Origin of the sequence: Streptomyces sp. SM11 (assembly GCF_002910905.1) — a bacterium.
Taxonomy (GTDB): Bacteria; Actinomycetota; Actinomycetes; order Streptomycetales; family Streptomycetaceae; genus Streptomyces.
The window spans coordinates 1-13,070 of record NZ_NEUE01000084.1 but is presented as its reverse complement, the minus strand read 5'-3'; the positions used below and the strand labels follow the sequence as shown (position 1 = coordinate 13,070).

Annotated in this window: 9 protein-coding genes; 3 read left to right on the top strand and 6 right to left on the bottom strand. The window is 73.2% G+C overall.

Annotated elements, in window-relative coordinates; all coding sequences use genetic code 11:
- From B9S58_RS05350 to B9S58_RS05340, 3 genes are all read left to right on the top strand, one after another.
- Positions 1-2,518, top strand: a 2,518-nt coding sequence (locus B9S58_RS05350) for a hypothetical protein (protein WP_103530977.1), incomplete at its 5' end; no start/stop codon positions are given.
- A gap of 43 nt (positions 2,519-2,561) precedes the next feature.
- A complete protein-coding gene (locus tag B9S58_RS05345; RefSeq protein WP_103530976.1) occupies positions 2,562-3,518 on the top strand; it encodes a bifunctional riboflavin kinase/FAD synthetase in 957 nt (318 codons plus the stop codon).
- 61 nt (positions 3,519-3,579) lie between these two features.
- Positions 3,580-4,689 carry an XdhC/CoxI family protein gene (locus tag B9S58_RS05340; protein ID WP_103530975.1) on the top strand — a complete coding sequence of 370 codons (1,110 nt, stop codon included), beginning with the start codon at positions 3,580-3,582 and terminating at the stop codon, positions 4,687-4,689.
- A gap of 63 nt (positions 4,690-4,752) precedes the next feature.
- Here the strand turns inward: B9S58_RS05340 and B9S58_RS05335 are convergent, their stop codons facing one another.
- The 6 genes from B9S58_RS05335 to B9S58_RS05310 all read right to left on the bottom strand — a co-directional run.
- Positions 4,753-5,778: an ABC transporter ATP-binding protein gene (locus B9S58_RS05335; protein WP_103530974.1), complete on the bottom strand. Its 1,026-nt coding sequence runs from the start codon at positions 5,776-5,778 to the stop codon at positions 4,753-4,755.
- Positions 5,775-6,905: an ABC transporter ATP-binding protein gene (locus B9S58_RS05330; RefSeq protein WP_374935657.1), complete on the bottom strand. Its 1,131-nt coding sequence runs from the start codon at positions 6,903-6,905 to the stop codon at positions 5,775-5,777. The genes B9S58_RS05335 and B9S58_RS05330 overlap by 4 nt, the downstream gene beginning before the upstream one ends.
- Positions 6,851-7,798: an ABC transporter permease gene (locus B9S58_RS05325; protein ID WP_103530972.1), complete on the bottom strand. Its 948-nt coding sequence runs from the start codon at positions 7,796-7,798 to the stop codon at positions 6,851-6,853. Before B9S58_RS05325 ends, B9S58_RS05330 begins: the two co-directional genes overlap by 55 nt.
- An 8-nt stretch (positions 7,799-7,806) precedes the next feature.
- Positions 7,807-8,898, bottom strand: coding sequence for an ABC transporter permease (locus B9S58_RS05320; RefSeq protein WP_103530971.1), 1,092 nt, complete (start codon positions 8,896-8,898; stop codon positions 7,807-7,809).
- A 3-nt stretch (positions 8,899-8,901) separates the two neighbouring features.
- Entirely contained in the window at positions 8,902-10,779 is a 1,878-nt protein-coding gene (locus B9S58_RS05315) for an ABC transporter substrate-binding protein (protein WP_103530970.1), read from the bottom strand.
- 207 nt (positions 10,780-10,986) lie between these two features.
- On the bottom strand, positions 10,987-13,070 hold a 2,084-nt coding region (locus B9S58_RS05310), incomplete at its 5' end, for a MinD/ParA family protein (RefSeq protein ID WP_103530969.1).

Here is a 13,070-nt window from a genome sequence, read left to right as displayed (position 1 = left end):
GCTCCTGGTGCTCCTCGACGGCCCCGAGGAGATGGCGCCGCTGCTGGCCCACCGGCTCGCCGACTGGACGGCCGGCACCGCCGCCTGGCTGCGCGAGCAGGCCGTCCGGCTCGTCGTCGCGTGCCGCCCCGAGCACTGGGAGACCGCGGGTGCCCTCTACCCGCCGGGCGCCCTGCACCGCCCGCACCGTCCCGCCCGCCGGCTGCCGCCCGCCCTGCGCCTGGGCGACCTCACCCCCGAACAGGCCGAGCGGGCCAAGGAGGCCTACGGCATCCCGCCCGCCGCCCTCGCCCCCGGCCACGACCGGCACCCGCTCACCCTGCGGCTCCTCGCCGAGGTCCGCGCGGCGCTGCCCCCGGGCGTGCCGGGCCGCCCCGACACCGAGGACGTCTTCGGCGCCCACCTCGACCTGCTGTGCGTGCGCGTCGCGGTCCGGATCGCGGCCGCCGCCGACGAGCAGCCACGCGGTACCGCCGTGCGCCGGCTGGCCGCCCGGGTCGCGGGCCAGGTCCACGAGGCGGCCCGCCGCTGCCTGGGCCCGGGCCAGGGCGAGCTGGACCGGGCGGCGTTCGAGGAGGTCTTCCCCTGGCGCACCGGCTGGGCCTCCGCCGTGCTGACCGAGGGCCTCCTCGTCCCGGCCGGGGCGGGCTACCGCTTCGCCCACGAGGAACTCGGCGACTGGGTGCAGGGCGCCCACCTCGACCTGGACGCGGCCCTGCGGTCCTTGGTGCACCGCTGGCACCGGGGGAGCGGTGGACCGGACCGGGCGCCGCACCCCCGCACCGCCGCTGAACCCCGCAGCCTGCCCGTGCCCCGGCACCGCATCGGACCGGTGATCCAGGCGATGGTGCTCCTCGGCCGCCGCCAGGGCACGGCCGCGCTCGCGCACCGCATGGCCGACCTGATCGAGGCGCTGGACCGGCTCTGGACCGACGAGGGCCCACGCGACGAGGACGCCGCCTGGTGGGCGGCCCATCTCCTGGGCGGCAGCCTCCTCCGGGTGACCGACGCCCGCCCGTACCTCGGGGTCCTGCGGGTCCTCGCCGGGCGCATCACCCGCCGCTCCGCCGACCCCGACGGACCCGGCGACCTCGGGGCGTACGGGGAGTTCGGGCCCTGGTTCTGGCGGCGGCTGCGGCTGCCCGAGGAGGACCGGATCGACCTGCTCCGCCGCCTCGTGCCCGCCGACGGGCTGCCCCGCACCGACGGCGACGAACGGTATCTGGACGCGGTCTCCCGCCGCCTCGCCCTCGACGCGCCCACCGTGCAGCCGCTGCTGTGCCGCTGGTTCACCGACGAACGCCCGCTGCTCGTGGGTCCCGACGCTCCGGACGTCCCACTGCGCCCCACCGTCGCGGCGGCCGCGCAGGCCCTGCTGTACGCCCGCCGCGACCTCGCCCTCGACGACCTGACCGACGCGCTGATCGCCACCCCGCACCAGCGGGCCGGGGAACTGCTCCTGGCCCTCGCGGAGGACGAGCCCACCGCGCTCTGCCGGGCCGTGGAGCGCTGGGCCCGTGACGAGGACCGCCCGGCCCGCCGCTCCGCCGCCGCCCGCTACGCCGGACTCCTCCAGCAGCGGGTCACCGCCGAGGGCGACCGGGCCCTCCTGCGCTGCGCCGCCCTCGTGCTGCTGGACCGGCCCGAGGACGCCGACCTGCACGCCGCCGCCCGTACCCTCCTGGTCCGCGACCCCGTGGCCAGGAACCGCCACCTCCCGGCGGCCCTGCGCGCGTTCGCCGCCGGAGACCCCCGGCTGCCCGTCGAGCTGCTCGCCGAGGTGTTCCCGGCCCACCCGGAGCCGGTCCTCGCAGCCCTCCGCGCCCGCCTCGCCCGCCCCGGGGACGGCGGGGGAGCGGTGCTGCGGGCGCTCGCCGGGCTCGACACGCCCGCGCTGGCGCTGCACGTCGCCGGACTCGTACGGGAGTACATCGACGCCCACCCCGAGAACGGTACGCACGCCGCCGAGTACGTCGACCTCCGCCTGGAGCACGGCCCCGCCGCCCGGGCACTTCTCCTGCCCCTGGTGACCGGGCTGCTGCGGGACCGCCCCGCACCGCCGCCCGTGCGCGCCGCGCTCGCCCGGGTCCTCGCCGCGGCCGGGAGCGCCGCGTCCCGGCCGCTGCGGGCCGAGCTGCTGGAGGTCCTGCTGGAGTTCGAGCAGGTCACCGGCCGGGACCCGGACGTGCTGGAGGCCCTGCTCCGGGCCGCCGCCGAGGGCTCGGAACGCCGCCCGGAGATCCGTACGCGCGCACTCGTCCACCGCACCGGGATGCTGCTGGTCCGCACCCCCGAGGGTGCCGCCCGCTTCGACCGGGGGCTGGTCGAACTCGCCCGTGACGTGCCCGGATTCGCCGCCCTCGTCACCCGCTGGCTGTCCGACGCCCCGCAGGAGTGGGCGGCGGTCGTGGGCCCGAGCGCCCGGCGCACGGTCGAGGCGTTGGAGGCATCACGTCCGCCGATGCCGATGCCGATGCAGGCGGCGGAGCGTGAGCATGGCAGTCTTAGACCTGCGTAATCGACATACACACGTACACAGGTTCGGGCGAGGAGCGGTCACAGTGCAGCGCTGGCGTGGCTTGGAGGACATCCCCCAGGACTGGGGGCGCAGCGTCGTCACCATCGGCTCCTACGACGGCGTGCACCGCGGACACCAGCTGATCATCGGCCGGGCCGTCGAGCGCGCCCGTGAGCTGGGCGTTCCGTCCGTCATCGTCACCTTCGACCCGCACCCCAGCGAAGTCGTCCGCCCCGGCAGCCACCCGCCGCTGCTCGCCCCGCACCACCGCCGCGCCGAGCTGATGGCGGAGCTGGGCGTGGACGCCCTGCTGATCCTGCCGTTCACCACCGAGTTCTCGAAGCTGTCGCCCGCCGACTTCATCGCGAAGGTCCTCGTCGACCGGCTGCACGCCAAGGCCGTCATCGAGGGCCCCAACTTCCGCTTCGGCCACAAGGCCGCGGGGAACGTAGCGCTCCTGACCGAGCTGGGCGCCACCTACGACTACACCGTCGAGGTCATCGACCTGTATGTGACCGGGAACGCGGGCGGCGGACAGCCGTTCTCCTCCACGCTCACCCGCCGGCTGGTCGCCGAGGGCGACGTCGCCGGCGCCGCGGAGATCCTCGGCCGCCCGCACCGGGTCGAGGGCATCGTGGTGCGCGGCGCGCAGCGCGGCCGGGAGCTGGGCTTCCCGACGGCCAACGTCGAGACCCTGCCGCACACCGCGATCCCCGCCGACGGCGTCTACGCCGGCTGGCTGGAGATGGACGGCGAGTCGATGCCCGCCGCGATCTCGGTCGGCACGAACCCGCAGTTCGACGGCGTCGATCGGACCGTCGAGGCGTACGCCATCGACCGGGTCGACCTGGACCTCTACGGGCTGCACGTGGCCGTCGAGTTCCTCGCGTACGTCCGCGGCATGCTGAAGTTCGACTCGATCGACGACCTCCTGGTCGCCATGGCCGCCGATGTGAAGCGCGCCGGTGAGCTGACCGCCGCGTACGACCGCGCCCGCTGAAGCCTCCACGAACGCATCCCCTCCCCGTGCGCCCCGCCCCGGGCCGGCGGATGCTGACAGGGTGCGCGACATCCTGTCCGACCTCCGTGCCCGGTGCGCCGACGGCGTCCCCTTCGCCCTGGCGACCGTCGTCGCCGTGCACGGCAGCGCGCCCCGCGACCCCGGCGCCGTGCTGGCCGTGGACGCGGCGGGGACGGTCGTCGGCAGTGTCTCCGGGGGCTGCGTCGAGGGCGATGTGTACGAGGTCGCCCGTGAGGTGCTCGCCGGGGCGGGGCCGCGCCTGGTGTCGTACGGGATCAGCGACGACGAGGTGTTCGGCACCGGCCTGACCTGCGGCGGCACGATCGAGATCCTGGTACGCGCCTACGCGACCGCCGCCGAGCGCGAGCACCTCGCGGCCGTGCTGGATCTGATCGCCGCCGACCGGCCGGTCGCCGAGGCCACGGTCCTGTCCGGCGACGCGGAGGCCGGGGCCCGCCTGGTCGTCCGGCCCGCCGATACTCCCGGCGCCCCCGGGACTCTCGGCACCGAAGGGCTCGACGCCGCCGTCACCGACGACGCCCGGGGGCTGCTGGCCCAGGGCCACACCGGGATCCAGTGGTACGGGGCGCACGGCCAGCGCCGGATGCAGGAGGTCGCCGTCTTCGTCCGGACGTACGCCCCGCCGCCCCGCATGCTCGTCTTCGGCGCGATCGACCACGCGGCTGCCACCGCCCGCATCGGCTCGTTCCTCGGCTACCGGGTCACCGTCTGCGACGCCCGTCCCGCCTTCGCCACCCGGGAACGCTTCCCCACGGCGGACGAGGTCGTCCGCGCCTGGCCGCACACCTACCTGGAGTCCACCGAGGTCGACGCCCGCACCGTGATCTGCGTCCTCACCCACGACCCCAGGTTCGACGTGCCCCTGCTCGTCGCGGCCCTGCGCACGCCCGCCGAGTACATCGGGGTGATGGGCAGCCGCCGCACCCACTGCGACCGGCTGGCCCGGCTGCGCGCGGCCGGGGTGGACGAGGCGCACCTCGCGCGCCTCGCCTCACCCGTGGGCCTCGACCTCGGAGCCCGTACGCCGGAGGAGACGGCCGTCTCCATCGCCGCCGAGATCATTCAGCACCGCTGGGGCGGCACGGGCCGCCCGCTCGGCGAACTGTCCGGCCCGATCCACCAGGACTAGGTCCTGTCGTCGAACCGCCGTCTGCCGGGCGACGACGGCAGTTCGACGACGGGCTCCGGGAACCTACGGGGTGCCACCGCGGGCCGCCGCCCAGTGGCACGCCACCTGGGTGTCCCCGCCCCCGTTCAGTACCGGCAGATCCACCGTGCGGCACTCCTCCGCCACCCCCGCCCGCTCCGCCTCGCCCGAGGCCAGCACCTGGCAGCGGGCGTGGAACCGGCAGCCGGAGGGCACCTTCGAGGGGTCCGGCGGCTCCCCGGCCAGTACGACCGGTTCGCCCTCCGCCTCCGGAAGCACGGACAACAGGGCCCGCGTGTACGGGTGCTGGGGGGCCGTGAGCAACCGCTCGACCGGACCCGTCTCGACGATCCGGCCCAGATACATCACCGCCACCCGGTCCGCGATGTTCCAGGCGAGCCCCAGATCGTGGGTGACGACCAGCGCCGAGAGCCCCAGCTCGTCCCTCAGGCGCAGGAGCAGGGCCAGGATCTCGCCCCGCACCGACGCGTCCAGCGAGGCCACCGGCTCGTCGGCCACGATCAGCTCCGGCTCCAGCACCAACGCCCCGGCGATCACGACCCGCTGGCGCTGACCGCCCGACAGTTCGTGCGGAAAGCGCAGGAAGAACCGTTCGGCCGGCCGCAGCCCCGCCCGGGACAGGGCCCCGGAGACGGCCGCCCGCTCGTCCCCGGCGTACCCGTGGATGCGCAGCCCCTCGGCCACCGCGTCGTACACCGTGTGCCGGGGGTTGAGCGAGCCGCTCGGGTCCTGGAGGACCAACTGCACACGCTTTCGGTACGCCTTGAGCGCCCGGCCCGTGGAGGGGAGCGGTGCACCGCCGAACGTGACCCGGCCCGAGGTGGGCGGGACCAGGCCCAGCAGTGACCGGGCGAGCGTCGTCTTGCCGCAGCCGGACTCACCGACCAGCGCGACGATCTCGCCGGGCCGGATGTCGAGGTCGACGCCGTCGACGGCACGGGCGGTGGCGGCCCCCCGCCGGCCGGGGAAGGCGACCTTCAGCGTCTCGGCGCTGAGGAGGGGAGCGGTGCCGGTGGGAGGGACGGTGCCGAGGGGAGGGGAGGTGCTCATGCGGTGCTCCTTGTTTCTTCGTCCCCGGGCTGTGCGCGGTCCGCGTCCACCAGCACGCAGGCGGCCCGGCGCTCGCCCCCGGCGTCCCGCAGCTCCTGGTCCCCGGTGGCGCAGGAGTCCAGCGAGACGGGGCAGCGGGGGTGGAACGTACAGCCGCCCGGCAGCGCCGCCGGGTCCGGCGGGTCGCCCGGCAGGCCGCGCGGGGCGTGCCGGGAGGAGAGGTCCCCGATCCTCGGGAACGCGGCGGAGAGCGCCTTGCCGTACGGGTGGCGGGCGTCCGTGTACACCTGTCGCGCCGGGCCCTCCTCGACGACCCGGCCCGCGTACATCACCGAGAGCCGGTCGCAGGTGTCGGCGAGCACCGCGAGGTCGTGGCTGATCATGATCAGCCCGACGTCCTGGTCCGCGACGAGCGCCTCGATGAGCCGCAGGATCTGCGCCTGGATCATCACGTCGAGGGCGGTCGTCGGCTCGTCCGCGACGATGAGGCGCGGATCGCAGGCGAGCGCCATGGCGATCATCACGCGCTGGCGCTGACCGCCGGACAGCTCGTGCGGATAGGCCCGGGCGCGGGCGGCGGGCAGCCCCACCTGCTCCAGCAGCTCACCGGCCCGCTTGCGCGCGGCGGCGGGCGTGGTCCTGCTGTGCAGCAGGATCGGCTCGGCGATCTGGTCCCCGACCCGGTGCACGGCGTTCAGCGAGTGCATCGCGCCCTGGAAGACGATCGAGGCCCCCGCCCAGCGGACCGCCCGCAGCCGCCCCCACTTCATGGTCAGGATGTCCTCGCCGTCGAGGAGGATCTCGCCGGACAGCGTGGCCGTCGCGGGCAGCAGCCGCAGCAGCGCGAGGGCCAGCGTCGACTTGCCGCAGCCGGACTCCCCGGCAATGCCGAGCTTCTGCCCGGCCTCGACCCGCAGATCGACCCCCCGTACGGCGGGGACGGAGTCACTCCCGCTGCCGTAGGTGACGGTCAGGTCCCGCACCTGAAGGAGCGGCGGACCGCCGACCGGCTTCGTCGGGCCGGGCGAGCCGGACGGGTCCGGGTTCGGCGTGGTGGTCGTAGTGGTGGCGGTCAACGGGACACCCCCAGCTTGGGGTTGAGCACGGACTCGATGGTGCGGCCGCACAGCGTGAAGGCGAGGGCGACGACGGCGATGGCGAGTCCGGGCGGAGCGAGGTACGACCAGTTGCCGGAGCTGACCGCGCCGGCCTCGCGGGCGTCCTGGAGCAGACCGCCCCAGGAGACGATCGTGGGATCGCTGAGCCCGAGGAAGGCGAGGGTCGCCTCGGTGAGGATGGCGGTGGAGATCACGAGCGTGGTCTGGGCCAGCACCAGCGGCATCACATTGGGCAGTACATGGCGGGACATGATGTGCCCGTGTCCGCCGCCGAGCGCCCGGGAGCGTTCGATGTACGGGCGGGACTCGACGGACAGCGTCTGGGCCCGGACCAGGCGGGCGGTCGTCGGCCAGGTCGTCACGCCGATCGCCAGGATCGTCGTCCAGACGGACCGGGACAGGACCGTGGCCAGGGCGATGGCCAGCACCAGGGTCGGCATGACCAGGAACCAGTCGGTGACCCGCATGATGACGGTGGCGTACCAGCCCTTGAAGTGGCCCGCGGTGATCCCGATGAGGGTGCCGATCGCCACGGACAGGAAGGCGGCGAGCAGGCCGACGGTCAGCGAGACCCGGGTGCCCCAGAGCATCAGGGCGAGCAGGCTGCGGCCGAACTGATCGGTCCCGAGCGGGAACTCACCACTCGGAGCCTCCATCGGGCCGCCCGGGGCATTGGTCACGCTCTGCGAGTCGGCTCCCACCAGCAGTGGGGCGGTCAGCGCGAGCAGGGCGATCACCGCCAGCACGGCGAGGCCGACGAGCCCGGCCCGGTGCTTGCGGTACTGCCGCCAGAAGCGGACCACGGCCTGCCGCCGCCGGGCCCGGGTGAGGGCGCGCGGGCTCCGCCCCCGTGCGTTCCCGGGGGTCTGTGCGTCCCCGGGGTTCTGTGAGGGCTTCTCCATCGACGTCGTCATCGGCCCACCCGGGGATCGAGCAGCGGATAGATCACATCGGCCAGCGTGTTCATCAGGATCACCGCGGCGGCGAACACGAAGAACAACGCCTGCACCAACGGCAGGTCGGGCACGCTCAGCGCCTGGTAGAACAGCCCGCCCAGGCCCGGCCAGGAGAACACCGTCTCCACCAGGATCGCCCCGGCCACCGTCGTTCCGAGGTTCACGAAGAGCAGCGTCACCGTCGGCAGCATCGCGTTCGGCACGGCGTGCTTGCGGCGTACGAGGTCGTCGCGCAGCCCCTTGGCACGGGCGGTCTTCAGATAGTCGCTGCCCATCTCGTCCAGCAGCGAGGAACGCATCACCAGCAGGGTGCGCGCGTACTCCACGGCGACGAGGGTGATGACGGGCAGCACCATGTGGTGGGCGATGTCCAGCACCCGGTCGAAGCCCTCGGTGTTGCCGGACTCCATGCCGCCGGTCGGGAAGAGCCCGGGGATCGGGCCGATGCCCACCGACAGGGTGATGATGAGGAGCAGGCCGAGCCAGAACGAGGGCACCGAGTACAGCGTCAGCGCGAACGCGGTGCTGGTCCGGTCCCCGGCGCTGCCGTTGCGCCACGCGGAGCGGGCGCCCAGCCAGATGCCGAGGAGCGTGTAGATCACGAAGGCGGTGCCGGTCAGCAGCAGGGTGGCGGGCAGCGCCTCGGCGATTTTGTCGACGACCGGGGCGCGGAACTGGTACGACGTACCGAAGTCGCCGGTGAGCGCCTTGCCGCAGTACTGGGTGAACTGCTGCCACAGCGGCAGGTCGAGGCCGAACTCGCGGCGCATCGCCGCGATCTGTTCGGTCGACACCTGACGGCCGCCGGTCATCTGCTTGACCGGGTCGCCGGGGATCAGCCGGAAGAGGAAGAAGCTGGTGACGAGGACGGCGAAGAGGGAGACGGCCGCCCCGGCGAGCTTGCCCGCCGCGTAGCGGGCGTAGGCGGCCGTACTGCGGGAGCGCGGGGAGCGGGCCGACGGCCCGGCCGGAGCCGGGCCGTCGGATTCCGTGCTCTCCACGCCTGCCGCGCCCTTCAACAGCGCGGGAGTGCTTTCTGAGCTCATGGACTATTCACGGTCTTCCGCGGTGGAGCGGCGACGCATGGCGAACAGGAGTCCGCCACCGGCGAGGACGACGACGGCGATCCCGACCCCGATCAGCACCCCGGTGGAGCTGCCACCGGAGTCGGAGGAACCGGACGAGGAGGCCCCGGCGGCCGGGACCGCCGACCACCAGCTCCAGTAGCCGTCCTGGCCGTAGATGTTGCCCGCGGCCGACGGCATGGTGGTGATGGACTCGATGTGGTCGGTGCGGTAGGCCTCGACGGCATTCGGGTACGCCATGACGTTCATGTACCCGGTGTCGTACAGCCGTGACTCCAGTTGCTTGACCAGATCCGCCCGCTTGGCGGGGTCGTACTCCGCCAGTTGCTTCTTGTAGAGCTCGTCGTACTGCTTGTCGCAGATGAAGTTGTCGGTCGCGGCCGTCTGCTTCGCCTTGGCCGGCAGGGCGGCGCAGGTGTGGATCGACAGGACGAAGTCGGGGTCGGGGTTGACGGACCAGCCGTCGAAGGCGAGGTCGTACTCACCGGCGTACCAGGGGTCGGAGACGTTGTCGAGGCAGTCGACCTTCAGTCCGATGCCCTGCGCGCCCCACCACTCCTGGAGGTACTTGCCGATCGCCTTGTCGTTGGGGTCGGTGGCGTGGCAGAGGATGCGGAAGTCGAGCGGCTTGCCGTCCTTGCCGACGCGCTTGCCCGCGCCGTTCTTCCTGTACCCGGCATCGTCCAGCAGCGCGGCGGCCTTCGCCGGGTCGTAGGAGAGCTTCTGGTCCGCCGACGGCTTCCAGAAGTAGTCGCCGAAGCGCGGCGGGATGTAGCCCTCGCCCTCGACGGCGTGGCCCTGGAACACCTTGTCGATGATGGTCCTGCGGTCAACCGACATGAACAGCGCGTGCCGCACCTTCTGGTCCAGCAGCGCCGGGTGCCCGTCGCCGAACTTCTGCCCGTCCTTGGTACGGGCGCCGGGGTTGACGGCGAGCGCGAAGAAGCGGCGGCCCGGGGCGTCGTTGACTTTGATGTCCGGGGCGCTCTCCAGCGAGGCGGACTGGGCCGGGGTCAGGCTGGGGCTGCCCGCGACGAAGGAGACCTCACCCTTGCGCAGGGCGGCCACCGCCGCGTCCTGGTCCTTGTAGTAGCGGAAGACCAGCTCGTCGAACTTGGGCGACCCGCGCCAGAAGTCCTTGTTGGCCCTGAGCTTCACATAGCTGTCGACCTTGTAGTCCGTCAGGATGAACGGACCGTTCCCCACGATGGGGAACTCCTTGTCGTTGTTGAACTTGGAGAAGTCATCGACTTTCTCCCAGACGTGTTCGGGCACGATCGGCACGTCGAGCGCGGCCATCGTGGCCTGCGGCTCCTTCAGCTTGATGACCAGCTTGTCCTTGCTCGGCGCGGTCACTTCCTCGAAGTTGCCGACGAAGCTGCCGTTGGAGGTCGCGGCCCCCTCGTCGGTCATCATCTTGTTGAACGTCCAGGCCGCGTCCTCGGCGGTGGCCTGCTGCCCGTCGGACCACTTCGAGTCCGAGCGGATCGTGTACGTCCACGTCAGCTTGTCCGCGGAGGGCTCCCACGCGGTGGCGAGGCCCGGGATCGCCTTGTTGTCCTTGGCGTCGTAGTTGGTGAGGTAGTCGTACATCAGCCGGTGGACGCTCGTGCTGAGCAGCCGCTGCGCGAGGAACGGGCTGAGCGAGTCGACGCTCTGCGCGACGGCGACCGTGAGCGTCGTCCTCCCGTCGTCGGCGCGGGCCTCGGAGGGCGTGGGCGCGAGCAGGTTTCCGGGCACGACGGACCCGGCGGTGAGTGCCAGGGCGGCCGCGCCGGAGGCCAGCAGGAGGCGCAGGCGTCGGCGTGGCCGGGAGGAGTGGTGGGGAACTCTAGTGACCATGGACGGGGACCTCGCGTCATCACTCGCTGGGAGAAGGCGGGTAGATTTTTGGTTCGCCAGTTGGTGAAGCGAAGGTCTATCAGCGGTGGTCGAGCTCGTCAACGGTGTGTCAAACCGCGTGTGGGCTGCGGGAATGCGGAAGGGCTCGCACCGTCGAGACGGTGCGAGCCCTCATCGGTCTCAACCTCTTCCGCCGTGCGGTCGGCGCTACTGCTGGGGTGCCGGCGGCGGCTGCGGAGGCGTCTGCTGCCAACCGGCGGGAGGTAGCGGACCGTGCGGATCGGGCTGGCCTGCCGGGTTGCCCTGCCCGCCCTGCTGCTCCGGCTGCCCCTGCTGCGGCGCGCCGGCCCCGGGCGCACCCGGAACGGCCTGCGGGGGAGGCGACTGGGGCCACCCGCTCCGCGGTCCGCCGGGTGCCGTCTGCGGGGGGTGGGGGGCCTGCGGGGCACCCGGCTGACCGGTCGCCTGATATCCCCCGTACGGCGGCTGTCCCCCGTAGGGCTGCTGGGCGTACGGAGGCTGCCCCGGCTGCGGCTGCCCGGGGTGCTGCTGCGGCGGCGGGTAGGGCTGGCCGGGTCCGGGCTGCTGCGGTGCGTACGGCTGCTGCCCGGGAGCCTGCTGTCCGGGCATCGGCTGTCCGGGCATCGGCTGTCCGGGGACCTGCTGTCCGGGGACCTGCTGTCCGGGAGTCTGCTGGCCGGGCATCGGCTGGCCCGGTGCCTGCTGGCCCGGTGCCGGGTAGCCCTGCTGGCCGGGCATCGGCGGGGCGTACTGCGGGGGCGGGTTCTGGCCGTCCGCCGTCCACAGCCCCTGCTGCTGCTGGGCCCGCGCGAAGTCCTCGGCCACCAGTGCCGAGAGGTGGAAGTACGCCTCACGGGTCTTGGGCCGCATCATGTCGAGGTCCACCTCGGCGCCCGCCGCCAGGTGCTCGTCGAACGGCACGACGACGACGCCGCGACAGCGCGTCTCGAAGTGCTGGACGATGTCGTCCACCTTGATCATCTTGCCGGTCTCGCGGACGCCCGAGATGACGGTGAGCGAACGCTGCACCAGATCGGCGTAGCCGTGCGCCGAGAGCCAGTCCAGCGTCGTGGAGGCGCTGGACGCGCCGTCGACCGAGGGCGTCGAGATGATGATCAACTGGTCGGCGAGGTCCAGCACCCCACGCATCGCGCTGTAGAGCAGCCCGGTGCCCGAGTCGGTGAGGATGATCGGGTACTGCTTGCCGAGTACCTCGATCGCGCGCCGGTAGTCCTCGTCGTTGAACGTCGTGGAGACCGCCGGGTCCACGTCGTTGGCGATGATCTCCAGGCCGGACGGGGCCTGCGAGGTGAACCGCCGGATGTCCATGTACGAGTTGAGGTACGGGATCGCCTGCACCAGGTCGCGGATGGTCGCCCCGGTCTCGCGGCGCACCCGCCGGCCCAGCGTGCCCGCGTCCGGGTTGGCGTCGATGGCGAGGATCTTGTCCTGCCGCTCGGTGGCCAGCGTCGAACCCAGCGCGGTCGTCGTGGTGGTCTTGCCGACACCGCCCTTGAGGCTGATGACGGCGATCCGGTAGCAGGACAGCACCGGGGTGCGGATCAGCTCCAGTTTCCGCAGCCGCTCGGCCTCCTCCTTCTTGCCGCCCAGCTTGAACCGGGAGGCGGCGGAGGGGTTACGACTGCTCTTGGCCTTCTGTTTGCCCCGCACCAGCCGGTCGGAGGAGAGCTCGACGGCTGCGGTGTAGCCGAGCGGGGCGCCGGGCACCGACCGCTCGCGCTGATCGTGCGCGACCGGGGTGGGCCAGGCTCCGCCCGTACGCGGGTCGACAGGGTGCTGCTGGTGCTGCGGCTGGGCCTGGGCCGGGGGCTGCTGCTGCCCGTACGCCTCCGGCTGCTGCGGGGCGACGGGCGGGGGGAGGTTCGGGGTGCCCTGGTTCGGGAACGGCGCGTTGGGCTGGGGTGTGTTGGGGTGAGGTGCGTTGGGCTGGGGTGTGTTGGGGTGAGGTGCGTTGGGCGTCTGCCCCGGCTGGTGGGGGACCTGCCCCGGCTGCCCCGGCTGGCCCTGCTGGTTCGGCTGCTCCGGCCGGCCGGTCTGCGGGAAGCCGTAGCCGCCCTGCGGCGGGAAGCCGTAGCCGCCCGCGCCCTGGGGGGCTTGAGGGTGGGCCTGCGGCGGCAGTGGTGCGCCTGGGCCGGGCTGACCGGGATACGGCTGCTGGTGCGGCGGCTGGGGTGCCTGGGCCGCCTGCGGGAAGCCGTAGCCGCCGGGTGCCTCGTTGGCCGGGACGGAACCGGGCCACTGCGCCGCGG